This window comes from Sphingobium sp. IP1 (assembly GCF_002708645.1).
Classification (GTDB): Bacteria; Pseudomonadota; Alphaproteobacteria; order Sphingomonadales; family Sphingomonadaceae; genus Sphingobium; species Sphingobium yanoikuyae.
Map to the genome: position 1 here is coordinate 18403 of NZ_NOIW01000043.1, position 24795 is coordinate 43197.

Consider the following 24795-nt stretch of genomic DNA (forward strand, 5'->3'; position numbering starts at 1 on the left):
CACCTCCCACCCCGTGACTATCGCTGGCAATAGCCCTTCTTTCTGGACAAATCGCGCCACTGCGCTATGCGCCACCCCGCAATACTGCATGGAGTGGAGTGTTAAGTCATGGGTTATAAGGTCGTCGTCGTTGGTGCCACCGGTAATGTGGGCCGCGAGATGCTGACCATTCTCGCCGAACGCGAATTCCCGATTGACGAGATCGCGGCGGTTGCATCGCCCCGGTCGCAGGGCACCGAAATTGATTTCGGTGACACCGGCAAGACACTCAAATGCAAAAATATTGAACATTTCGACTTCACCGGCTGGGACATCGCGCTGTTCGCTGCCGGCTCCGGCCCGACCGCCGAATATGCGCCCAAGGCTGCTGCGGCCGGCTGCGTGGTGATCGACAATTCGTCGCTCTATCGCATGGACCCGGACGTGCCGCTGATCGTGCCCGAAGTGAACCCGGACGCGATCGATGGCTATGTGAAGAAGAACATCATCGCCAACCCCAACTGCTCGACCGCGCAGATGGTCGTGGCGCTCAAGCCCTTGCATGACGCCGCCAAGATCAAGCGCGTCGTCGTCGCAACTTACCAGTCGGTGTCGGGCGCCGGCAAGGAAGGCATGGACGAGCTGTTCGAGCAGTCGCGCAACATCTTCGTCGGCGATCCGGCCGAGCCGAAGAAGTTCACCAAGCAGATCGCCTTCAACGTGATCCCGCACATCGACGTCTTCCTGGACGATGGTTCGACCAAGGAAGAGTGGAAGATGGTCGCGGAAACCAAGAAGATCCTTGATCCCAAGATCAAGCTGACCGCGACTTGCGTGCGCGTGCCGGTGTTCGTCGGCCATAGCGAAGCGATCAACATCGAGTTCGAGAATGAGATTTCGGCGAAGGAGGCGCAGGACATTCTGCGTGAGGCGCCGGGCATCATGCTGGTCGATAAGCGCGAGGACGGCGGTTACATCACGCCGATCGAATGCGTCGGCGACTTCGCGACCTTCATCAGTCGCGTGCGTGAGGATTCGACCATCGAAAACGGCATCAACCTGTGGTGCGTCAGCGACAATCTGCGCAAGGGCGCGGCGCTGAACGCGGTGCAGATCGCCGAACTGCTGGGCCGTCGCCACCTCAAGAAGGGCTAAGCCCGCATATGATCCCCGGCGCTGTGGCAGTGTGGAAGACCCTTCCCGCTGCGCAGTGCCGGATGATCGCCACCCTTCTGGTGGCGATCGGGCTGGCCAATATCGCGCAGCCCTTTCCCGATCTCGCGCCGTTGCAGCATGGTCCGACGTTGCTGTTGACGTTTGCCACGCCCTGGCTGCTGCGGCGCTGGCCGCTCTCGACCGGATCGGTCGGCTGCATCTGGCTGTTCCTGCTGCTCCACACCTTCGGCGCGCGCTGGATCTATTCCTATGTGCCCTATGACGATTGGGCGCGGCTGCTCAGCGGTCATGATATTTCCAGTCTCCTCGGGCTGCAGCGCAATGCTTATGACCGGCTCGTCCATTTCGCCTTTGGGGCATTGCTGACCGCACCGGTGGCGGAGATTGCGCGACGCAAGGGCAGCCTGCGCCATGGCTGGAGCCTGGCCTTCGCCTTTGCCGCGATCGGCCTTGGCAGCGCGCTTTACGAGATATTCGAATGGCTGCTGACGGTGATCGCTGCCGGCGAGATGGCGGACTATTATAATGGCCAGCAGGGCGATGTCTGGGATCCGCAGAAGGACATGGCCGCCGCCCAGATCGGTAGCGCCCTTGCCCTGATCGCGCTCTTGCGCGGGCGCGGCGGAGATCCTATCGGCGAGACCCCAAGCCCCGAAGGACCAGCGCAATGACCGACCTACAGATCGAACGCCATGATATCAAGGGCCTGGGCGGCCTGCCGATCGCGGTGCATGTCGTCGGACAGGGGCGCGACCTGGTGCTGATCCATGGCTATTTTTCCAACGCCTGGACCAACTGGATTCGTTACGGCCATGCCGCCAAGCTGGTGGAGGCGGGTTTCCGCCTGATCATGCCGGACCTGCGCGGTCATGGCGAAAGCGGCAAGCCTCATGACGCAGCGGCCTATCCGGCCGACGCGCTGACCGACGACAATCTGGCGCTGGTCGAGCAGATGGGCCTGACCGACTATGATCTGGGCGGCTATTCGCTGGGCGCGCGCACGACCGTGCGGATGCTGGCGCGCGGCGCGACCCCGCGCCGGGTGATCCTGGCCGGCATGGGCCTGCGCGGGCTGACCAAGACGCTCGACAAGGGTGGTTATTACAAGAAGGTGCTGACCAATCTCGGCACGTTCGAGCGCGGCACGTCGGAATGGATGACCGAGGCGTTCCTCAAGACCACCAAGGGGGATCCGGTGGCGATGCTGCATATTCTTAATACCTTCGTCGATACCGACGAGGCTACCATTGCCGGCTTCCAGCAGCCGACCGAGGTGATCTGCGGCGCCGACGATCAGGATAACGGCATCGCGCAGGAACTGGTCGATGCACTGCCGAACGGCCGCTATGTCGAGATCCCAGGCAATCACATGAACGCCGTGACCCGCAAGGAGCTGGGCCAGGCGATGGTCGATTTCCTGACCGCTTGACTGTCTCGTCCGCCTAATCCACCTTGGCCCCATAAGAAGACCTGAGGGGCCAAGTTCCATGAAAATCGCCATTTCGATCGCCGCGCTTGCGGCTGCCCTTGTTGCATCGCCGGTGCTGGCGCAGCAGGCGCCGACCACGCAGCAGCCGACCGCTGCCGAGGCCGAAGCCTTCCTGACCAAGGCGGAGAAGGCGCTGTTCGATCAGTCGCTGATCAGCAGCCGGGCCGCCTGGATCAATGCGACCTACATCACCGACGACACCGACGCGCTCGCTTCCTATTTCGGTGCGATCGATACGACGATGCGGGTCGATTATGCGCTGGAGGCGGCCAAGTTCGCGACCGCGCCGGGCCTGACCGAAGAGACCAAGCGCCGCCTGACGCTGCTACGCACGGCGCTGACCTTGCCCGCGCCGACTACGCCGGGTGCCTCGCAGGAACTCAACGATCTCGCGACCAAACTCCAGTCCACCTATGGCAAGGGCAAGGGCACGCTCAACGGCCAGCCGATCAACGGCAGCGATATCGAAGAGAAGATGGGCACGGACCGCAACCCGGACGAGCTCAAGGAAATGTGGGTCAGCTGGCACGACAATGTCGGCGCGCCGATGCGCGGCGACTATGCCAAGCTGGTGACGATCGCCAACCAGGGTGCCAAGGAACTGGGCTTTGCCGATACCGGCGCGATGTGGCGGTCCAAATATGACATGCCGGCCGATGATTTCGCCAAGCTCACCGATAAGATCTGGGCCGAGGTGAAGCCGCTTTACGATGATCTGCACTGCTATACCCGCACCAAGCTCAACGAGAAATATGGCGATGCAGTCCAGTCCAAGACCGGGCCGATCCGCGCGGACCTGCTCGGCAATATGTGGGCACAGGAATGGGGCAATATCTATGAGATCGTCGCGCCCGCCGGTGCCGGTGACCTCGGCTATGACATCACCGACCTGCTGACGGCCAAGAATTACGATCCCATCAAGATGGTGAAGACGGGGGAGGGCTTCTACAGCTCGCTCGGTTTCGCGCCGCTGCCCCAAACCTTCTGGGAACGGTCGCAGATTACCAAGCCGCGCGACCGCGAAGTGATCTGCCACGCCTCCGCCTGGGATCTGGATAACAAGGACGATATCCGGATCAAGATGTGTACCAAGGTGAATGGCGATGATTTCGTCACCATCCATCATGAACTGGGCCATAATTATTACCAGCGCGCCTACAATATCCAGAAGCCGCTCTATCTCGATGGCGCCAATGACGGCTTCCACGAGGCGATTGGCGACTTCATCGCGCTGTCGATCACGCCCGACTATCTGGTGAAGATCGGCCTGCTCGATCCGGCCAAGGTGCCGGGCACCGACAAGGATCTGGGTCTGTTGCTGCGCCAGGCGATGGACAAGGTCGCCTTCCTGCCGTTCGGCCTGCTGATCGACAAATGGCGCTGGGGCGTGTTCGACGGATCGATCCCGGAATCCAAATATGAGTCGGCCTGGACCGACCTGCGCCGTCAGTATCAGGGCATCATCCCGCCGGTGTCCCGTGACGAGACGAAGTTCGATGCCGGCGCGAAATTCCATATTCCCGGCAATACGCCTTATACCCGTTATTTCCTGGCCCGCGTGCTGCAGTTCCAATTCTACGAGGCGGCCTGCCGCCAGTCCGGCTGGAAGGGGCCGCTCCATCGCTGTTCCTTCTATGGAAACAAGGCAGTAGGCGAGAAACTTGACGCCATGTTGAAGATGGGCGCATCCAAGCCCTGGCCCGATGCGCTGCAGGCCTTCACCGGTAGCCGCGAGATGTCGGGCAAGGCGCTGGTCAATTATTTCGCGCCGCTTCAGACATGGCTGAAGGCGCAGAATAAGGGCAAGTCCTGCGGCTGGTAAGTCGCCGTAAAAATTGGTAAATGGCCGGCGCATGAGCGCGCCGGCCGTTATTCTTTCCCTGCTTTTCGGTACTGCCCTGGTGATGACCATCGCCATGGGTGTTTCATGGCTGCATTTCGGCCGCCAGAGACATGTGCTGACCTGGACCGCATCCTATGCGGTCGCCATCCTCCAATGGATCGCCAATGCAGGTGGCTATTTTCTGCATAGCCGCTGGCTGTTCATCCTGACCGGCATCGGCCTCATTGTCAGCGCGTCGCTACTGGCGATCGGCATCCGTCAGCGTTCGGGCCGCCCCTTGCAGTTGCTCGCCTTTGCCGTCCCGGCTGTCCTGGTGAGCCTGGCAATGGCGATTGCGATCGGGCCGGTGGGTAGTCAGATCATGCAGGGGATGATCATTCCCGCCTATGTCGGTCTGCTCATGGCGGTCAGTGCGCTGTCGCTCTGGCCGCGCAACCGGTCCTTCACGCCGCCCGAGCTGGCCTTCTTCGCCGCGCTGCTCGCCTTTGTTCTGGGGCAGCTGGCGCTGGCCACATCGGCAGCCCTGATCCGCGGTCCGGAGGAGGGCAAGGAACTCTATCGCGCGATCCTGGGACTGTTCATGCCGACGGTCTATGTCGGCACGGCGGTTACGGCGGTGCTGGTGGTGGCGGGCGATCTTGCCCAGCAGCTTCGGCAGCAGATGATGCATGATCCGCTGACCAATATCCTCAACCGTCGCGGTATCGAGGAAGCGGCCGAACGGGCGATCGCCAATGCCCGGCGACAGGGACGCCCTGTCGCGCTGGTTATTTGCGATCTGGATGGCTTCAAGGGGCTGAATGACGGCTATGGTCATATGGCGGGTGATGCCGCGCTGCGCGGCTTTGCCCATCTGCTGACCAACGCGGTGCGGCGCGGTGATGTGGTCGGCCGCCTGGGTGGCGACGAGTTCGGCCTGCTGATGGTGGATACCGGCGCGGAAGTCGCGGCCGATGCGATGGAGCGCGTGCGGGCGGAAATCAGCTGCCTGCGCCTTGGCGAGGCGCCCCAGGCGCTGCTGCACGCCAGCTTTGGCGTTACCGATTTGCGGCCGGATGATCGGGAATTGGACGACCTTGTCGCGCGGGCCGATGCGGCGCTCTATGCGGCGAAGCGCGAGGGCAAGAACCGGGTCACGGTATCCCGCGCCGCCGCCTGATCTATCGGGATCGGGCAACGACGCGGGGACTTCCGCTTTACCGGAAAGGCGGCTCGTTGAAGGCGCGCAGCTTGCGGCTGTGCAGCTTGGGGCCTTCCTGGCGCAACAGTTCGCAGGCCATCAGGCCGACGCGCAGATGGCCGGCAATGGCTTCCTCATAGAAACGGTTGGCCTGGCCGGGCAGCTTCAGTTCGCCATGGATCGGCTTGTCCGATACGCAGAGCAACGTGCCATAGGGGACGCGGAAGCGATAACCCTGCGCCGCGATCGTGGCGGATTCCATGTCGATGCCGACCGCGCGCGACAGGCTGAAGCGCAGGGCGGAGCTGGAATAGCGCAATTCCCAGTTGCGATCGTCTGTGGTGACGACCGTGCCGGTGCGCAGGCGGCGCTTGAAATCTTCCGGATTGCCCCCGCCCAATATTGCTTCGGCGGCGCTCGCCATCGCGACCTGAACCTCGGCGATCGCCGGCACCGGGATTTCCGGCGGCAACATCTCGTCAAGGACATGGTCGTCGCGCAGATAGGCATGGGCCAGCACATAGTCGCCGATCCGCTGGCTGGGGCGCAGGCCGCCGCAATGGCCGATCATCAGCCAGGCTTCGGGGCGGACAACGGCCAGGTGGTCGCAGATCGTCTTGGCGTTGGACGGGCCGACACCGATGTTGACAAGGGTGATGCCGCTGCGATCCGGCGCGATCAGATGATAGGCCGGCATCTGATGCTTGCGCCAGGCGCTGTCGGCGATCATCTGCGCGGGATCTGCGGTTTCGGGCGTCACAAAGACGCCGCCGGCACCCGATAGCGCGGTGAAGCGGCTGTCGGGGCGCTGCAGTTCCTTGCAGGCCCAGTCCACGAACTCGTCGACATAACGATGATAGTTGGTGAACAGGATATAGCGCTGCACATGCTCCGCCGGCGTGCCGGTATAGTGCTTCAGGCGCGCCAGCGAGAAGTCGGTGCGGAGCCCGTCGAACAGCGCGAGCGGACGGTCGCCTTCGGCATCCGGCGTGAACAGTCCGTCGGCGATCTCGTCGCCGATCTCGGCCAGTTCCGTTGCCGGGAAGTGGCGCGCCAACTCGGTCGGCGGCGTGCCGTCGAGCGCATTGATGTCGAGCCCGTCCAGGACATAGGGGAAGGGGATCTGCTGATCCGACAGGCCGGTTTCGACCTCCACGCCATAGTCGCGGACCAGAAGGTCGATCTGTTCGGCGAGATAATCGGCGAACATCGCGGGCCGGGTGACCGTGGTCACATAGCGGCCGGGTTTCGACAGGCGCGCGAAGGAGCGGCCCGGCGGCGGCGCCTGGCTGTCATCCTGATAGGTGACCCGCAGTTCGGGGTAGCAGAAGCGCCGGTCGGCCCGAGCCTCGGGCGGCGGTATGCTGCCATCGCGGGCATAGGCGCGCATGGCCTCCCGCAGATTTTCGATGGATGTCTGATAGATGGCGTCGAGTTGCGCGACGATCGCTGTGCCGATGCTCTGTGTCATCACCTCTTGCTAACGCACTTGTGTGACGGAAGGAAGATGCCAGCGAAACAATCGCACGCCCGACCGATCCGGCCGGGCGCGCGACCCGAAAATTCAGAGCTGCTCGAGCATGAAGTCAGCCGAGGAAACCTTGAAGTCGCCCGGTGCTTCGACGTTCAGTTCCTCGACCACGCCGTCCTTGACGATCATCGAGAAGCGCTGGCCGCGCTCGCCAAGCCCGAACTTGCTGCCGTCCATGGTCAGGCCCACGGCCTGCGCGAAGCTGCCATTGCCGTCTGCCAGCATGGTCACCTTGTCATCGGCGCCGGCCGACTTGCCCCATGCGCCCATGACGAAGGCGTCGTTGACGGCGGTGCAGGCGATCTCGTCGACGCCCTTGCCCTTGAGGGCCTCGGCCTTTTCGATGAAGCCGGGCAGATGCTTGGCCGAGCAGGTCGGCGTGAAGGCGCCGGGCACCGAGAAGAGGGCGACGGTGCGGCCCGCGAAATATTCGTCCGAAACAACCTGTTCGGGGCCGTTTTCGGTCATCTTCGTGAAGGTGGTGCTGGGAAGGCGATCACCCTTGGCGATGGTCATATCTTGTCTCCTGGCCTGTGGCGTCGCGGAGTTCGTTGCTCGCGCCTTCGCTGTCAAGGGTGCGGGCGCGGAATATGGCACGATGCCCCTTTGTCGCGACGGTCGCCGATTGGCATTGGCGCGTTTCTGCCTATATTCCGCAGCATGACCGATCCGCGCTTTTTTGGCGGCCGCTTCCTACTGGCATTGCCGGGCATGGAGGATGAGCGCTTCGACCATTCCGTGATTGCGCTGTGCGTGCATGACGAGGATGGGGCGCTGGGTATTTCCCTGAGCGAGGAGGTGGAGGGGGTCGGCTTGCGCGATCTGCTCCAGAGTTTTGATATCGACGCTTCGGCCATTCCTGACCAGCCCGTCCTGAAGGGCGGACCGGTGGAGCCGCGGCGCGGCTTCGTGCTGCATTCGCTCGATTGGGCCGGGCAGGACATGGTGCAGTCCGGGCCGGACTGGGGTCTTTCCGGCTCGCTCGACATATTGAAGGCGATTGCCGAAGGGCGCGGCCCGAGCCGCTATCTTGTCGCGCTGGGCTATGCAGGCTGGGGCGCGGGCCAGCTGGAACGGGAAATGGCGGGCGAAAGCTGGTTCCTGGCCGAGGGCGATGCGGCCCTGCTGTTCGATACGCCTGCGCACCGCAAATGGCGCGCGGCCTATGCCGCCGCGGGGGTCGATTCGGCCCATCTGGTGAGTGGCGGCGGGTCGGCCTGACTTTTTGATCCGTTGCGCTGTCGATTTCCGGCCGTTTCAGGGGCAGAACAACACCAGCCATTGGCCGCTTGTTCTGTCATCGTAACTGAACCGTTTAGGGTAAATTCGCCTTAACCATAGCGCGATAGATTGCAGCAATCGGTTCCGCTCATTCTCCGTCCTTGGGGAATATGCGGGGTTATTTCATGAAGAAGATTATCTGTGCGGCGCTTGCCGCAGCGATGCCGCTCGCGCCGGCGTCGGCAGCGACCTGCTGGAAGAAGGATCATGTCGAGGCGGCGCAGGTCCGCAATTTCGAGATGATGCTGATGGTGTCGGCGCTCCGCTGCAATACGAGCGCCTATGATTTCCTGCCGGCCTATAACCAGTTCGTGCGTGAAAAGCGGACGACCCTGGTCGAGGTGAATGACGCGCTGCGCAGCCATTTTGCGGACGTTGCGGGTCTGGAAGGCGGTCTCGACGCCTATGATGATTATGTCATCATGCTGGCGAACAGCTATGGCGCGGGTGCCGGCGGGTTGGAATGCAGGGATCTTCAGGCGATCCAGGCGGCGGCCAATGCGGTCCCGGCCAATCGGGCTGCGATCTGGAAATTGTCGGAATCTGCCGGCATCGTGCCGCGGATCGATGCGCCCCAGTGCGACATGGCGATCGCGCTGGCCAATGATCTGCTGGCCGACGAAGGTGTGAGCGACGGTTCTGTGGGCCGATCCATCGCCATGGCCGAAGGGGCAGCGCGCCTGCCGTCCGCACAGGTTCGGGGTCCGGCCGATTAACACATAAAGAAAACTTTATATTGAGTTGCCATGCTTGGCGGCGATTGGTAAAGCCCGACCATCGCCGCCGCCTTTCTTATGCCGGCGGCCGGTCAATTTCTAATGATGGAGACAGGCTCGTGGCCACCGTACCCGCTGACAAGGCGCAGGATTATGTGATCGCCGATATCGGCCTTGCTGCCTTTGGTCGCAAGGAAATCGAGATCGCCGAAACCGAAATGCCCGGCCTGATGGCTCTGCGCGCCGAATTCGGTGCGTCGCAGCCGCTCAAGGGTGCGCGCATCACCGGTTCGCTGCACATGACGATCCAGACCGCCGTGCTGATCGAGACGCTGACCGCGCTGGGCGCGCAGGTCCGTTGGGCGACCTGCAACATCTATTCGACGCAGGACCATGCCGCCGCCGCGATCGCCGCGTCGGGCGTGCCGGTCTTCGCCGTCAAGGGTGAAAGCCTCCAGGAATATTGGGACTATGTCGAGCGCATCTTCGACTGGCACAATGACGACAGCGGCGTCTGCAACCTGATCCTGGACGATGGCGGCGACGCCACCATGTTCGCCCTGTGGGGCGCCCGCGTCGAAGCCGGCGAAGAGCTGTTCACGCCGTCGAACGAGGAAGAGGAAATCTTCTGCGCCGTGCTGAAGCGCGTGCTGGCCGAGCGTCCCGGCTTCCTGACCAAGACCGTCCAGTCGATCAAGGGAGTGTCGGAAGAAACCACCACCGGCGTGCATCGTCTGTATGAACTGTCGAAGAAGGGCAAGCTGCCTTTCCCGGCGATCAACGTGAACGACAGCGTCACCAAGTCGAAGTTCGACAATCTTTATGGCTGCAAGGAATCGCTGGTCGACGCGATCCGTCGCGGCACCGACGTCATGCTGGCTGGCAAGGTCGCCTGCGTCGCCGGTTTCGGCGATGTCGGCAAGGGTTCGGCCGCATCGCTGCGCAACGGCGGCGCTCGCGTTCTCGTGACCGAAATCGATCCGATCTGCGCCCTGCAGGCGGCGATGGAAGGCTATGAAGTCGTGACGATGGAAGAAGCCGCGCCGCGCGCCGACATCTTCGTCACCGCCACCGGCAACGAAGGCGTTCTGACCGTCGATCATATGCGCGCCATGAAGAATATGGCGATCGTGTCGAACATCGGTCACTTCGACAGCGAGATCGAAATCGCCGGCCTCGCCAACATGAAGTGGACCGAGATCAAGCCGCAGGTCGACGAAGTCGAGTTCCCCGATGGCAAGAAGATCATCGTCCTGTCGAAGGGCCGCCTGGTCAACCTGGGCAACGCCACCGGCCACCCCAGCTTCGTGATGTCGGCCAGCTTCACCAACCAGACGCTGGCCCAGATCGAGCTGTGGACCAAGAGCGAGACCTACGGCAACGACGTCTATGTCCTGCCCAAGCATCTGGACGAGAAGGTCGCCGCGCTGCACCTGGAAAAGCTGGGCGTCAAGCTGACCCAGCTCAGCCAGCGTCAGGCCGACTATATCGGTGTGCCGGTCGAAGGCCCGTTCAAGCCGGACCACTACCGCTACTAAGAATTGGAAAGGGGGAGGGCCATCCTCCCCCTTTTACCTTATCCGATGCCCGGACCATGCTGTGCCGGGCATTCATCATATCTGGGCGCTTTCCGCCGGCGCCAAGTTGCGTTAGGCCCGTGGCCATTGGTCTGTATGAACGATAAACAACTGGTCGCGAACGGGATGGGAATGGCGCAATGGGGTCTATGAGCCCGCTTGCCACTTTGTTGCTGGGCACGGTGATGGCCGGCTGGCTGGGGGCTGCGATATGGGCGCTGATCACGGGTCAGCGCATGCGCCGCGCAGGCATGCAGGCGCAGGGGAAGCTTGATCGGCTGACGACGCTGCTCGCGTCGGCGCCGGCTGCGCCCGTCATCATTCATCCCGACGGCCGGATGGAGGCCGCCGACCGGCTGGGCAAATGGCTGGGCCGGGACCGCGTACCGACCTTCGTGTCCGAACTGACGGCGCCCGATGGCGGGCTTGAGCCGGCCGATGCGGCTGCACTGGGGCGCGAGATCGGCGCCGCACAGAAAGCGGGCAAGAGTTTTTCGCTGCCGATCCGGGGCAGCGGCTCGTCGCGCACGCTGCTGGTTCGCGGTGCGCCCGCCGGGCCGGCGCTGGCCGCCAATGGCGGCGTCGTGCTGTGGATCTTCGACGCGACCGACAGCCAAGCGGAGATCCAGGCGCTGAGCGCGACCGTCGGACAATTGCGCGAGGCGCTGGAGGCGCTCGCCGGACTGGTGGAAGCGGCGCCCTTCCCGATGTGGCACCGCACGCCCGACCTGCGCCTGAGCCTGGTCAACAGCGCCTATGTCCGCGCCGTCGACGGCGCTGGCGCCCATGACGTGATCATGAACGGCACCGAACTGGTCGAGAATGTGAACGGCTTCAGCCCGCAGGACGCCGCAGCACAGGCGCTCGACGAGGGCAATTCTCTTGCCCGTATCGTTCCGGCAACGATCGACGGCGAACGGCGGACGATGCGCGTCGTCGACGTGCCGCTGGGCGCGGCCGGTGTCGCAGGTTTCGCGATGGACCAGCATGAACTGGAACAGGCGCGGGTCGAGCATCGTCGGCTGGAAGCGGCGCAGCGCGATCTGCTCGATCGTCTGTCGGCCGGTGTTGCGCGCTTTGGTCCCGACCGGGCGCTGCGCTTCTGGAACCAGCCCTTCATCAGCCTGTTCGGCCTGAAACAGGAAGCGCTCACGGATGCACCGCTGTTCGAGCGCGTGCTCGATCAGATGCGCGATGCCCGCCGCCTGCCGGAGAATCGTGACTTCCCGGCATGGCGCGCGGAGCGGCGCGACTGGTTCCTGTCGCCTGATCCGCTGGAGGAAAACTGGCTGCTGGTCGATGGCACGCATTTGCGCGTCTATGCCCAGCCGCTGCCCGACGGTGGCCTGTTGCTGATCTTCGAGGATCGGACCGAGCAGGTGCAATTGTCGAGTGCGCGCGATACACTGTTGCGGGTGCGGACAGCGACCTTCGACAATCTGTTCGAGGCGATCGGCGTCTTCTCGTCGGATGGGCGCCTGCATCTGTGGAACAGCCGTTTCCGCACAATCTGGGACATCAGTGAAGAGGCGCTGGGCAAGCATCCCCGCATCGATGAGTTGATGCGCGCCGTGCAAAGCCGCCTTGCCAAGCCGCAGCAGAGCAATCTGGTCCGCGAACTGGTCCGCGCGGCAACGGTCGAGCGCAAGCAGCGTGTCGGCCATGTCGGCTTTGCCGACGGGCGCATCTTCGAATTTGCCGCCATTCCGCTGCCGGACGGCAATGCGCTGTTCACCATGCTGGATGTCACCGACAGCCGGCGGGTCGAGCAGATGCTGCGCGACCGCAACGAGGCGCTGGAACAGGCGGACAAGGTGAAGACCGCTTTCGTCACGAACATGAGCTATGAGCTGCGTACGCCGCTGACGACCATAGCCGGCTTTGCCGAGATGATGAGCGCGGGCTATGCCGGCGAACTCAGCGACAGTGCGGTCGAATATGTGAACGGCATCCTGCAGAGCACCGGACGCCTGTCGATGCTGATCGACAATGTGCTCGACCTGACCCAGGGCGAGGCCGGCACCTTGCCGATCGAACGCAGCGAGGTCGATCTGGCGGCGCTGGTGCGCGCCAGCGTCGCGCGCATCGACGCCGAGGCAAAGGCCAAGGGGATCGATCTTGCCGTCACCCTGCAGGATACGCTGGGGGTGATCCAGGGCGATGCGCGCCGGATCGGCCAGGCGGTCGATCATCTTCTGGAAAATGCGGTGCGCTATTGCGGCTCGGGCGCACGGGTGCTGTTGCATGGCGATGGCGGCCCCGATCTCGCGCGCCTTGTCGTGTCCGACAATGGTCCCGGTATCGATGCCACCCGGCAAGCCACGATCTTCGATGCGATCAGCCGCGCCGAGCAGAACCGCAAGGGCGCCCGCGCGACGATCGGCCTGCCGCTGGTCAAGCAGTTGGCACAGGCCCATGGCGGCACGTTCGAACTGGTATCGGAGCCGGGTCAGGGAACGATGGTCGTGATCGAGCTGCCCCGTGGCTGAGCTGGATATGATCCTGGAGGGCGAGGGGGCTCAGCTCGATCTGGGCCGACGACTGGCGGGCCATGTCCGCTTCGGTGACGTCATCGCGCTGGAAGGCGGCCTCGGCGCCGGCAAGACGACGTTGGCGCGCGGCCTGTTGGAGGGGCTTGGCCTGGAGGGGGAGGCGCCCAGCCCCAGCTTCGCGATCGTCCAGCCCTATGACATTCCCGATGTCCGCCTGCCGGTCGCCCATGTCGATCTCTACCGGCTTGATGATGCGGAGGAAGCGGCCGAGCTGGCGCTGGACGAATATCTGCAGGACAGCCTGCTGATCATCGAATGGCCCGACAGGCTGGGCGATGGGCTCTGGTCGCACGCCCTGTTTCTGACCATCATGATCGAGCCGGATGGCGCACGGCGCTTGACAGCGCGCGTGCCCGACGCTTGGACGGACCGATGGTCACAGATATGATCCCCCCCGCAACCGCCCCCGCTTTCCTCACGCAGGCGGGTTGGGATGGCGCCGCCATCGTGCCGCTTGCCGGCGATGCCTCCTTCCGTCGTTATTTCCGCGTGGTCGACGGCGGCCGCCGTGCCGTGCTGATGGACGCGCCGCCGCCGCATGAAGATCCGCGTCCGTTCATCGTGATTGCTCAGCATCTGCTGGGTCAGGGCTTTGCTGCGCCGGCAATCCTGGCGCAGGACCTGACGCAGGGGCTCGTCCTGATCGAGGATTTTGGTGACGAGCGCCTGAAGGAGCATGTCGAGGATGATCCGGCGGGCGAACCGGCGGTCTATCGCCGCGCGATCGATCTGCTGGCCGACCTGCACAAGCTGCCCGCTGCCGATGTCCCGCCCTACGACCGCGCGGTCTATCAGCGCGAGGTCGGGCTGCTGACCGAATGGTATTGCCCGGCGCTTGGGCTGGACGTCGATGCCGACGCCTATCATGCAGCCTGGGACGCGGTACTGCCCATCGCCGAACAGTCGGCAAGTCCTGTCGTCACCGTGCTGCGCGACTATCATGCCGAAAATATCATGTTGATCGACCGGCCCGAAGTGCGCGGTCTTGGCCTGCTCGATTTCCAGGACGCGCTGGCCGGCCACCCGGCCTATGACCTCGTCTCGCTGCTGCAGGATGCCCGGCGCGACGTGTCGCCGGAACTGGAGGCCGCGATGCTGGCCCATTATCATGCGGTGGCCAATCCGCCGGCCGATTTCGACGCCGCCTATGCGGTGCTGGGCGCCCAGCGCAACGCGAAGATCATCGGCATCTTCACCCGCCTGTGGAAGCGTGACCACAAGCCGCGCTACCTGTCCTATCTGCCGCGCATGTGGGGGCTGCTGGAACGCGATTTGGCCCATCCGGCGCTGGCACCGGTCAAGGCCTGGTTCGATGCGAATATCCCTACCGACAAGCGCCATCACGCGCTCGCGGAGTTTGCCCAGGCATGATCGATACCGCCATGCTCATGGCAGCGGGCCTCGGCAAGCGGATGCGCCCGCTGACCGCGACCCGTCCCAAGCCGCTGGTCAAGGTCGCCGGCAAGGCGCTGATGGACCATGCGCTCGATCGGCTCGCAGCCGGCGGCATCAAGACGGTGGTGGTCAATGTCCATTATCTTGCTGACACGGTCGAGGCGCATCTGAGGACGCGCAAGGACATGGACTTCCGCATCTCGGACGAGCGGGCCAAGCTGCTGGAGACCGGCGGCGGGCTGATTCACGCCAGGCCGCTGCTCGGCGACAAGCCTTTCATCTGCGCCAATAGCGACAATCTATGGATCGATGGCCCGGCCGAAACGCTGGGCATGATGCAGCGGCTATGGGATCCCGAACGGATGGACGCGCTGCTGCTGCTGGTGCCGCTGGCGCGGGCCAATTGCCATAGCGGACCGGGCGATTTTCATATGGATGCCAATGGCCGTCTGACCCGGCGCAAGACCGCCCATGTCGCGCCGTTCGTCTTCACCGGCGTACAGATCCTCTCGCCCCGCCTGCTGGTTGATCCGCCGGCGGATGTCTTTTCGACCAATATCTTCTGGAACCGCGCGATCGAGGCCGGGCGCCTCTATGGCGCGGTGCATCAGGGGCTGTGGTTTGACGTGGGCACGCCGCAGGCCATTCCCTTCGTGGAGTCGATGATCGCCCATGGGTGACCGGGCCAAGCCGGCGCTGTACACCATCCCGGCGCATCGCGCCTTCGCCGATGCGCTGGTCGCCGGCATATTGGCGCAGCAGGGGAGCGATCCCGTCCGCCTGGCGCAGGGCATGATCCTGCTGCCCAGCAATCGCGCCGTCCGCGCCGTCAGCGATGCCTTTGTCCGGCGGGCCAAGGGCGGCCTGCTGCTGCCCCGTCTGGTCGCGCTGGGCGATCCGGAACTGGGTGAGGAAGTTGGCGGTGCGCTCGATCCGCTCTGGGAAGGCGATGCCGTTCCCGCCGCCATCCCGCCGATGCGGCGACAGATGATCCTCGCCCGCATGGTGCAGGATGCTGGCGGCGCGGCCGATGCCGGCCAGGCGCTGCAACTGGGGCAGGCGCTCGGCGCCGTGCTCGACCAGATGCAGGTGGAGCGGGTGCCGCTCGATGCGCTGTCGAAGCTCGACCTGATCGAGGGGCTGTCGAGCCATTGGGAAAAATCGCTCGACCTCTTCTCCATCCTGATTGCCCGCTGGCCGGCCGAACTGGCGCGGCTGGGCTTCATCGACCTTGCGGATCGGCGCAATCGCCTGTTCGATCGGGTCGCTGCACGTTGGGCGGAGGCCCCGCCGCCGGGCTTCATCGTCGCGGCCGGCATCAGCGCCACCGCGCCGGCGATCGCGGGGCTGCTGCGGCGGATCGCCGAACTGCCCAATGGACAGGTGGTATTCGCCGGGCTCGACCAGAATTTGGATGAGGATGCCTGGACGGCGATCGGTCCATTCCCGCCCGATCCCGTCACCGGCCGCAGCGCAGCCGGGCATGAGACCCATCCCCAATATACGCTCAAGCGCCTGCTCGACCGGATGAGCGCCAGCCGCGAGGATGTCGCCCAGTGGCGCTGGGGCAGCGAGCATGATGCCCGGGCCGTGCGCGGCCGCAATATTTCCAACGCGATGCTGCCGCCGCGCCTGACCAGTCGCTGGCGCGATCTCAAGACCGCCGACCGCTCGCTCGCCGGGGTCGAGGCGCTGGAGGCGGCGACGCCGGGCGAGGAAGCGCAGGCCATTGCCATTGCGCTGCGTGAGGCGCTGGAAACGCCCGAACGCACCGCCGCGCTGGTGACGCCTGACCGGCAGCTCGCGGTGCGCGTCTCCGCCCATCTGCGCCGCTGGGGCATAGAGGCTGACGATTCCGCCGGTCAGCCGCTCTCCCGCCTGCCGCCCGGCACCTTGCTGATCGCCATGGCGGAGGCTGCGGCCGAGCGCTTTGCGCCAGTGGCGCTGCTGACCCTGCTCAAGCATCCGCTGGTGATGCGCGGCGAGATGCGCCTGCCCTGGCTGGAGGGCGTGCGCCAACTCGACCTGCTGCTGCGCGGACCGCGTCCACAGGCGGGGCTGCGCGGCATCGACCTGCTGCTGGAGCCGCGCGAGGGTGATGACCGGCAGAAGGAGCTGCGCGCGCAGGCTCGCGCCTGGTGGCCCTGGGCGCGCGATCTGCTCGAACCGCTGGAAGCCGCCTTCGCGCTCGCGCCCGATCTGGCGGGACAATTGGCGGCGGTGCGCGAACAGGCCGGGGCGCTGACCAATGACGCGCTCTGGGCCGGGCATCAGGGCCATGCTGCCGCCGACCTGTTCGCCGAGATGGAGGCGGCCGCCGCCGAAGGGCCGCGCCAGGCCGATATCCGGTCGTTGCCGGCGCTGCTCGACCATATGCTGGGCGGCGTGTCGGTGCGCCCGCCGCAGGGCGGGCATCCGCGCATCGCCATATTGGGTCTGGTCGAGGCGCAACTGGTGCAGGCGGACCTGATGATCCTGGGCGGCCTCAACGAAGGTAGCTGGCCGGGCCTGCCGTCGCCTGATCCCTGGCTGGCGCCGCGCATCCGCCGCGAACTGGGCTTGCCGGGCCTCGAAACACGGATTGGCCTTGCCGCGCATGATTTCGCGAGCGCGCTGGGCGCCCCGCATGTCCTCATCACCCGTGCCCGGCGCGGCAGCGGTGGGCCGGCGATCGCCTCGCGCTTCTGGCTGCGGCTGAAGGCGATGGCGGGGCCGCAATGGAAAACCGCTGATCGCTATCGCTTGCTGGCCGATGCGCTGGACCTGCCGCCCAGCCATCGGCCGTCCGCGCGCCCCGCGCCGGTGCCGCCGCTCGCCGCCCGGCCGACCCGCATTCCGGTCACCGATGTCGACCGGCTGAAGGCCGATCCCTTCGCCTTCTATGCCCGGCGCATCCTGAAGCTCAATCGCCTCGACCCGGTCGATGCCGATGCCGGGCCGGCCTGGCGTGGCACGGTCGTGCATGAAATATTGGAGCATTGGGCGCAGGGCGGCAGTCGCGATCCCGCCGATCTGGAGGCGCGCGCCCGCGCCATGTTCGCCCGGCCCGATGTTCATCCGCTGCTCCGCGCCCTGTGGCAGCCGCGCCTGATCGAGGCGATCCGCTGGATCGCGGCCGAAGTGGCGAAGGATCAGTCCGCGGGCCGCCATATCCTGGCTGTGGAGACGGAAGGGAAGGCAGAGATTGCCGGCGTGCTGCTGACCGGCAAGGCCGATCGCATCGACCGGATGCCCGATGGCAGCATCGGCATCGTCGATTACAAGACCGGCAAGCCGCCCAGCGCGCGGCAGGTGCGCGGCGGCTACGCGCTGCAATTGGGCCTGCTGGGTTTGATTGCAGAATCCGCCGATGGCGCCTTTCCCGGCGTGGCCGGCGCGCGGGTGGCGGGCAGTTTCGAATATTGGTCGCTGGCCAAGAAGGGCGACGCTTTCGGCTATCGCGAGAGCCCGGTCGATCCGATGGGCAAGCGTGACAAGGTCATCACCGCCGATTTCACCGCCTTCGTCTACGACCAGTTCCGCGACGCGGCCGAAACCTGGCTGACGGGCGCCGCGCCCTTCGCCGCGCAGGTCAATCCGGAAGTGGCCAATTATGGCGATTATGACCAGCTGATGCGGCTGGAGGAATGGTATGGGCGCGACGATGGCTAAAGGCTCCAGCCCTTTGCAACCGCTGGCCGGCGCGCAGGCGCTGGCCGCTGCGCCCGACGCCCATGTCTGGCTGTCGGCCTCCGCCGGCACCGGCAAGACCCATGTGCTGACCGCGCGCGTCTTCCGCCTGCTGTTGCAGGGGGTGCGTCCCGAAAATATCCTCTGCCTGACCTTTACCAAGGCCGGCGCGGCGGAAATGGCCGACCGCATCCATGATCGGCTCGCCACCTGGGTGCAGGCCGAGGAACGCGACCTGTTCAACGATCTGGAAGCGCTGGGCGAGGAAAGCGGGCCGGAAGCGCGCGACCGCGCCCGCCGCCTGTTCGCCGAAGTGCTGGAATCGACCGGTGGCGGCCTGCGCATCCAGACTATTCATGGCTTCTGCCAGCAATTGCTTGCCTCCTTCCCGCTGGAGGCGGACCTGGCCCCCGGCTTCCGCCCGCTCGACGCACGCGAACAGGGTGTGCTGGCCCGCCAGACGCTGGCCGACATGGTCATCCGCGCCGAGGAACTGGGCGATGGCGACCTGATCGACGCGTTGCAGGCTTTGAGCCTGCGACTGGGAGAGGGGGCGGCCGAGACTTTCCTGCTGCGCTGTGCCGCGCGCCTCTCCGCACTGACAGAGCTACCCGGCGATATCGGTCCCTGGCTGGCGCGCGAACTGGGCCTGCCCGAAGGCGATATCGACGCCTGGCTGGCGGATCAGTGCAGCGACGACATGTTCGACATGCGCAACCTTGCCTGGGTGGCGCAGGCCAATGCCGACTGGGGCACGGGGCGGGCACTGGAGCGCTGCGACCGGATCGCCGCCTGGCGCGGCCGCGATCCCGCCGCGCGTGCCGCAACCCTGACCGACCTGCACGGCGCCTGGGCGAAGGCGGATGGCGACCTCATCTCCGCCAAGGGCTGGGTGCCGCCGATCGACGGCTATGGCGAGGCGACCGCGCGCCTCCATGCCCGTTGCGCCGAACTGATCGGCGTCAAGCTGCAGGCCGATTATGCTGCGTTGCTGGCCCGCGCGCTCCATGCCGGGCGCGCCTATGCCCGCGCCTATGACGAGGCCAAGCGGCTCGCCGGTGCGGTCGATTTCGACGACCTGATCGCGCGCACGGCGTCCCTGCTCCAGAAGGAGGGGATCGCCGAATGGATACGCTACAAGCTGGACCAGCGGATCGACCATATCCTGGTCGACGAAGCGCAGGACACCAACGTCCACCAATGGGCGATCGTCGGTGCGCTGGCCGCCGAGTTCTTCGCCGGTGACGGTGCCAAGGCCGACAAGGTTCGCACCATCTTCACCGTGGGCGATTTCAAGCAGGCGATCTTCGGTTTCCAGGGCACCAGCCCGCAGGCGTTCGCCGCCGCGCAGATGGTGTTCGCCCGCCATGCCGATATGGCCGGTCATGCCTTCCACGACCTGTCGCTCGATCGCAGTTTTCGCTCGACCCCGCCGGTGCTCGACCTGGTCGACCGGACGATCGCCACCTTGCGGGCGCAGTCGCTGGGCCTGTCCGATGGCGAGGTGCGGCATATCAGCGCCAATCGGCATCCGGGCGAGGTGCTGCTGTGGAAGCCGACGATCGCGGGCCTGGCCGACGAGGTCGAGGGCGAGGAGGATTGGGTCGCCGATCAGGAACGGGAACTGGCCGGCAAGATCGCGCGCCAGATCCGGCAATGGATCGACGACAAGATGATGCTGGAGGCGCGTGGGCGCCCGGTCCGCCCTGGCGACATCATGATCCTGGTCCGCCGCCGCAGCGAACTTGCGCGGCTGATCGTCGCCCGTCTCTATGAGGAAAAGGTCGCGGTTGCGGGGATAGACCGCCTGCGCCTCAATGCGCCACTGGCGGTGCGCGACCTGCTGGCCGCGCTGCGCTTTGCCACGCAGCCCGACGATGACCTGAACCTGGCCGCCCTGCTGGTGTCGCCGCTGATCGGCTGGACCCAGGACGAACTGATGGAGCGGGCGATCGGGCGCAAGGGTGGCCTGTGGCGCCATCTGCTCCAGCGGCTGGACGACGCGCAATTGCTGCCGCTGCGCCAATTGCTGGGGCAGGCGGACTTCACCACCCCCTATCGCTATCTGGAGGCGATCCTGTCCGGCCCGATGGACGGGCGCCGCCGGCTGATCGAGCGGCTGGGCGCGGAAGCGGCAGACCCGATCGAGGAATTGCTGAACGCCGCGCTCGGCTTTGAGGCGGACGACCATCCCTCGCTCCAGCGCTTCCTCGACTGGTTCGATCGCGGCGAAGTCGAAATCGTCCGCGATGCGGCGGCGCAGGGTGATGCGCTGCGGCTGCTGACCGTGCATGGCGCCAAGGGATTGCAGGCGCCAATCGTCATTCTCGCCGATGCCTGTCTTGATCCCGACGCCGGCAACCGCATGGATTCGCTTGAATGGAACGGGCTGCCGATACTGGCCCCGCGCAAGGGCGAACGGATCGGGCCGATCGGCGACGTCGCGGCCGATGCCGCCGCGATCGAGCGCGAGGAGCATTGGCGTCTGCTTTATGTCGCGCTGACCCGTGCCGAGGAGAAACTGATCGTCGCCGGATCGCTCGGGCCAAGGGCCAAGGGCGAGGTCAAGCCGCAAAGCTGGTATGGCGCGGTCGATGCAGCGATGGTCGACATGGGGTGCGACTGGGAGGCTGACCCGCTCTGGGGCGCCCGCCGTCGCTGGCGCGGGACCGAGGCGTTGACGCCCAAGGCCACGCAGCTGGAAAGCGCCGAAGACAAGCCTGTGGTGGTCGAGCCGGACTGGCTGCGCGCGCAGGCGCCGGCGGAACAGCGTCCACCCCGGCCACTGGCGCCCTCCGCGCCGGTCGAGGATGACGTGCCCAATCCGCCGCCCACCGCCGCGATGCGCCAGGCAGCCGAGCGCGGTCGCTGGCTCCATGCCCTGTTCCAGCGCCTGCCGGACCTGCCGGCCGAGCGGCGTCGCGAGGGGGCGGAACGCTGGCTGGAGCAGCAGGGGGCAGGGGATGCCACTCTGCGCCGGGATGTGATCGATCATGCGCTGCGGGTGATCGAGGATCCACATTTCGCCGCCCTGTTCGCGCCGGGCGCGCTGGCCGAAGCGCCGATCGCCGCGGTGGTCGGCGAAGCGGTGATTGCCGGCACCGTCGACCGACTGCGGGTCGAGGCGGACCGGGTCCAACTGGTCGATTTCAAGACCGGGCGGATGACACCGCGCGATGCGGAGGAAGTACCGGTCGCCCACGTCCGGCAGATGGCCGCCTATGTCGCTGCGCTGGAAGTGATCTTCCCCGGCCGCACGGTGGAAGCGGCCCTGCTCTATACCAGCGCGGCACGGCTCATTGCGCTGACGGCGGCGCAACTGGCGCCCTACAAGCCGGGCTTTTCGCCCGCGCAGCAATATTTGCTGCTGTGACCCGTTGAGCCACGGGCGCAGCCATCCTAGATATCGACCAACTTAAGGAGTTTGCAGTTATGGCCACCAAGGCAGTTACCGATGTCAGCTTCAAGCAGGACGTGATCGACGCCGACAAGCCCGTGCTTGTCGACTTCTGGGCCGAATGGTGCGGCCCGTGCAAGATGATCGGCCCGGCTCTGGAAGAGATTAGCGAGGAACTGGCCGACAAGGTCACGATCGCCAAGATCAACATCGACGAAAATCCCGATGCGCCGGGCCAGTATGGCGTGCGCGGCATCCCGACGATGATCCTGTTCAAGAATGGCGAAGTCGCCGCGACCAAGGTCGGCGCCGCACCCAAGAGCGCGCTCAAGGGCTGGATCGAAAGCGTCCTCTAAGTCGCTGGTAAATCTAAAATGGGACGACAGCCCGGCTGCCGTCCCTTTTTTGTTAGCTGAGCGGGATCATCACCAGTTCGGCATAAGCCGGCCTCTCGCGCAGCCGGTCATACCAGGCGCGCAGATGCGGCAGGTCCGGTCGCGCCATGTCGAGCGTGAAATAGGTGTGGGCGTAGACGCCCATCGGCACATCCGCGACACCGAAATTGACACCCGAAAGCCATTGTTGATCGGCCAGCGCCCGGTCGAGGATCGCCATCGTCGCACCCGACGCCTGCGCCGACTTCTCGATGACCTGTAAATTTCGCTGTCCATCTTGGCGTCGGACCAGCTGGATGAAGGCGTCGCGCTGGGCGTCGGCAAAGCTGAATTGCCAGTCCATCCATTTGTCGCCCTGTGCCCGCAAAGCCGGGTCGGCAGGATAGATCTCCTCCGGGGCGTAGCGATGGGCGAGATAGCGCAGAATCGCGTTGGATTCCCACAGTATGACATCGCCATCCTCGATCGTCGGGATCAGGCGATTGGGGTTCATCGCCAGATAGGCGTCGGACATGCCATGTTCCATGCCGACATCATGGCGTATGAAGGGCAGGCCAATTTCCTGCGCGAACCAGGCGACCTTCTTCACATTATGCGAATTGAGGCGGCCCCAGATCGTCAGCATAGTCGGTCTTCCTTGGGTCAGGCGTAATAGGTCTTGGCCGCCAGATCCCACAGGCGCGGCGAGGACGCGCCCATCAGGCCCCGGCGCTGTTCACCGACCCGATAGGCGCTGCCGTCGAGCCGCTGGCAGCAGCCCCCCGCCTCATTGACAAACAGGGTGCCGGCCGCATGGTCCCAAGGCAGCACGCGCGCAAAGATCGACACGTCATTCTGCCCCAGAACTAGCCGGGGATATTGCTCGGCGGCGCAGCGGGGAATGTCCACCATGGTGAAAATGGCCTGCGACTTGCGCTCCATCTCGGCCCGTTCCTCGGCTTCCATGAAGATGGTGGAGATGGCTGCGATCGGCAGGTCGCCGGTGCTCTCCTTCGCCATGATCCGTTCGCCATCGACATGGCTGCCGCCGCCCAAGGTCGCATGGCATAGCCGCCCGGTCAGTGGATCGAGGATCCAGCCGGCCAAAGTGGCGCCATTGTCGGCCAGCGCGATCATGATGCCGAAGGGCGGCTTGCCCGACGCGAAATTGCCCGTGCCGTCGATTGGATCGATGATCCAGTTGAGGCCGTCGCCGGCGCGGTCGAGGATTGATGGGTCGGCCGCGCAGGCCTCTTCGCCGATAACGCCGGCTTCGGGCAGGATCGACGTTAGTCCTTCGGCCAGCCGGATTTCGCTTTCCTTGTCGGCGATGGTGACGAAGTCGTTCGCCGCCTTCTCGCTAATCTCTTCCGCCGCCAGATTCTGGTAGCGGGGCATGACGATGTCGCGCCCCACCTGTCGCATCAGCGCGACGACGGGATCATGCAGTTCCACCATCATGCGCCGGCCCCCTTAGCTGCGATAGTCCGCGTTGATCGAGATATAGCCATGGGTCAGGTCGCAGGTCCACACCGTGGCGCGGCCTTCGCCCAGGCCGATATCGACGCCGATGACGATATCCTGCCCCTTGAGATGCGCGGCCACCGGCGCCTCGTCATAGCCGTCGAGCGCCAGGCCGCCGGCGGCGACCTGCGTCGCGCCGAAGCGGATCGCCAGCTTGTCGCGCTCGGCCGGTTCGCCCGCCTTGCCGACAGCCATGACGACGCGACCCCAATTGGCGTCCTCGCCGGCGATCGCGGTCTTCACCAGCGGCGAATTGGCGATCGAAAGGGCAATGCGATGGGCGCTGGCATCGCTCTCGGCGCCCTCGACCGTGATTTCGATGAACTTGCTGGCGCCTTCGCCGTCGCGCACGACCAGATGGGCGAGTTGGCGGCAGAGGTCGGAGAGCGCGGCGGCGAAGGCGTCGGCGCCGGCATCTTCCATCGACGCGAGCGGGGCATTGCCGGCCTTGCCGGTCGCGAAGGCCAGCACCGTGTCGCTGGTCGAGGTGTCGCTGTCGACGGTGATACAGGAGAAGGTCCGCTTGTTGGCAGCCGACAGCATCTGCTGCAGCAGCGCCGGATCGATCGCGGCGTCGGTGAAGATATAGCCGAGCATCGTCGCCATGTCGGGCGCGATCATGCCCGATCCCTTGATGATGCCGACCAGATCGACGCGAGTGTCGCCGATCATCGCGGAGACATGAGCGCCCTTGGCATAGGTGTCGGTGGTGCCGATCGTGTTGGCCGCATCCTCCCAGCCGCAGGGCGCGGCGGCGAAGGCGGCGTCCAGGCCTGCCTCGGCCTTGTCGATCGGCAGCGGCACGCCGATCACGCCGGTCGAGGAGACGAAGATGTCGGACGGCTGGCAGGACAGGTGATTGGCGACCTTGGCCGCGATCGCCTCCACGGCGGCGCGGCTGCGATGGCCAGTGAAGGCGTTGGCGTTGCCGGCATTGACGACGACGGCGCGGGCCTGGCCCATCGGGATGGCGTCCCGGCACCATTCGACCTCGGGCGAGGGGCATTTGCTCTGCGTCGTCACGCCGGCGACCGCCGTGCCTGCGTCCATCTCGACATAGGTAAGGTCGCACCGGTCCCAATTCTTGTATCGCGCCTTGGCGACACGCAACG

Annotated in this window: 20 protein-coding genes; 15 read left to right on the top strand and 5 right to left on the bottom strand. The window is 65.3% G+C overall.

The annotated features are described in order from the left end of the window. Positions 1–108 precede the first annotated feature (108 nt). Genes CG471_RS15735 through CG471_RS15755 form a run of 5 tightly spaced genes read left to right on the top strand, consistent with a single transcriptional unit; the run spans position 109 to position 5646 of the window. Positions 109–1134 carry an aspartate-semialdehyde dehydrogenase gene (locus CG471_RS15735; RefSeq protein WP_004207185.1) on the top strand — a complete coding sequence of 342 codons (1026 nt, stop codon included), beginning with the start codon at positions 109–111 and terminating at the stop codon, positions 1132–1134. Positions 1135–1142: 8 nt separating this feature from the next. Beyond that, positions 1143–1826, top strand: coding sequence for a DUF2238 domain-containing protein (locus CG471_RS15740; RefSeq protein WP_099232419.1), 684 nt, complete (start codon positions 1143–1145; stop codon positions 1824–1826). Beyond that, a complete protein-coding gene (locus CG471_RS15745; protein ID WP_010338774.1) occupies positions 1823–2584 on the top strand; it encodes an alpha/beta fold hydrolase in 762 nt (253 codons plus the stop codon). The genes CG471_RS15740 and CG471_RS15745 overlap by 4 nt, the downstream gene beginning before the upstream one ends. Positions 2585–2642: 58 nt before the next feature. Further along, complete coding sequence (locus tag CG471_RS15750) at positions 2643–4466, top strand: M2 family metallopeptidase (protein ID WP_099232420.1); 1824 nt, start codon at positions 2643–2645, stop codon at positions 4464–4466. A gap of 31 nt (positions 4467–4497) precedes the next feature. After that, positions 4498–5646: a diguanylate cyclase gene (locus tag CG471_RS15755; RefSeq protein ID WP_099232421.1), complete on the top strand. Its 1149-nt coding sequence runs from the start codon at positions 4498–4500 to the stop codon at positions 5644–5646. 37 nt (positions 5647–5683) lie between these two features. Here CG471_RS15755 and CG471_RS15760 read toward each other — a convergent pair whose 3' ends face one another. Both CG471_RS15760 and CG471_RS15765 read right to left on the bottom strand, forming a co-directional pair. Next, positions 5684–7138, bottom strand: coding sequence for an AMP nucleosidase (locus CG471_RS15760; RefSeq protein WP_010338771.1), 1455 nt, complete (start codon positions 7136–7138; stop codon positions 5684–5686). A 93-nt stretch (positions 7139–7231) separates the two neighbouring features. Further along, complete coding sequence (locus tag CG471_RS15765) at positions 7232–7714, bottom strand: peroxiredoxin (protein WP_017499748.1); 483 nt, start codon at positions 7712–7714, stop codon at positions 7232–7234. Between the two features lie 144 nt (positions 7715–7858). Between CG471_RS15765 and CG471_RS15770 the strand changes: the two genes are divergently transcribed. From CG471_RS15770 to trxA, 10 genes are all read left to right on the top strand, one after another. Further along, on the top strand, positions 7859–8419 hold the full coding sequence (locus CG471_RS15770) for a YqgE/AlgH family protein (RefSeq protein WP_048937090.1): 561 nt from the start codon (positions 7859–7861) through the stop codon (positions 8417–8419). A 170-nt stretch (positions 8420–8589) separates the two neighbouring features. Next, positions 8590–9195: a hypothetical protein gene (locus CG471_RS15775; protein WP_099232422.1), complete on the top strand. Its 606-nt coding sequence runs from the start codon at positions 8590–8592 to the stop codon at positions 9193–9195. A 119-nt stretch (positions 9196–9314) separates the two neighbouring features. After that, the gene (ahcY, locus tag CG471_RS15780; RefSeq protein WP_004207176.1) at positions 9315–10733 is read left to right on the top strand and encodes an adenosylhomocysteinase; all 1419 of its coding nucleotides are present in this window, start codon (positions 9315–9317) and stop codon (positions 10731–10733) included. Positions 10734–10912: 179 nt separating this feature from the next. Further along, positions 10913–13261: a PAS domain-containing sensor histidine kinase gene (locus tag CG471_RS15785; RefSeq protein WP_004207175.1), complete on the top strand. Its 2349-nt coding sequence runs from the start codon at positions 10913–10915 to the stop codon at positions 13259–13261. Between the two features lie 7 nt (positions 13262–13268). Beyond that, a complete protein-coding gene (gene tsaE, locus CG471_RS15790; protein ID WP_099232432.1) occupies positions 13269–13712 on the top strand; it encodes a tRNA (adenosine(37)-N6)-threonylcarbamoyltransferase complex ATPase subunit type 1 TsaE in 444 nt (147 codons plus the stop codon). Beyond that, positions 13709–14695, top strand: coding sequence for an aminoglycoside phosphotransferase family protein (locus tag CG471_RS15795; protein ID WP_099232423.1), 987 nt, complete (start codon positions 13709–13711; stop codon positions 14693–14695). The genes tsaE and CG471_RS15795 overlap by 4 nt, the downstream gene beginning before the upstream one ends. Further along, the gene (locus CG471_RS15800) at positions 14692–15399 is read left to right on the top strand and encodes a nucleotidyltransferase family protein (protein WP_099232424.1); all 708 of its coding nucleotides are present in this window, start codon (positions 14692–14694) and stop codon (positions 15397–15399) included. The genes CG471_RS15795 and CG471_RS15800 overlap by 4 nt, the downstream gene beginning before the upstream one ends. Beyond that, positions 15392–18370 (top strand): double-strand break repair protein AddB, encoded by a 2979-nt coding sequence (addB, locus tag CG471_RS15805; RefSeq protein WP_099232425.1) that lies wholly within the window; start codon positions 15392–15394, stop codon positions 18368–18370. Before CG471_RS15800 ends, addB begins: the two co-directional genes overlap by 8 nt. Continuing rightward, complete coding sequence (addA, locus tag CG471_RS15810) at positions 18351–21761, top strand: double-strand break repair helicase AddA (protein WP_099232426.1); 3411 nt, start codon at positions 18351–18353, stop codon at positions 21759–21761. Before addB ends, addA begins: the two co-directional genes overlap by 20 nt. Positions 21762–21793: 32 nt before the next feature. After that, positions 21794–22141, top strand: a complete 348-nt coding sequence (trxA, locus tag CG471_RS15815; protein WP_257011054.1) for a thioredoxin TrxA — start codon at positions 21794–21796, stop codon at positions 22139–22141. A 52-nt stretch (positions 22142–22193) separates the two neighbouring features. On the opposite strand, the gene CG471_RS15820 is transcribed toward trxA, so the two are convergent. From CG471_RS15820 to argJ, 3 genes are read right to left on the bottom strand one after another with little or no spacing between them, the layout of a single operon-like run. Further along, a complete protein-coding gene (locus tag CG471_RS15820) occupies positions 22194–22805 on the bottom strand; it encodes a glutathione S-transferase family protein (RefSeq protein ID WP_099232427.1) in 612 nt (203 codons plus the stop codon). Positions 22806–22822: 17 nt separating this feature from the next. After that, on the bottom strand, positions 22823–23620 hold the full coding sequence (locus CG471_RS15825) for an inositol monophosphatase (RefSeq protein WP_099232428.1): 798 nt from the start codon (positions 23618–23620) through the stop codon (positions 22823–22825). Between the two features lie 12 nt (positions 23621–23632). Next, positions 23633–24793, bottom strand: a complete 1161-nt coding sequence (gene argJ / locus CG471_RS15830) for a bifunctional glutamate N-acetyltransferase/amino-acid acetyltransferase ArgJ (RefSeq protein WP_257211568.1) — start codon at positions 24791–24793, stop codon at positions 23633–23635. Positions 24794–24795 lie beyond the last annotated feature (2 nt).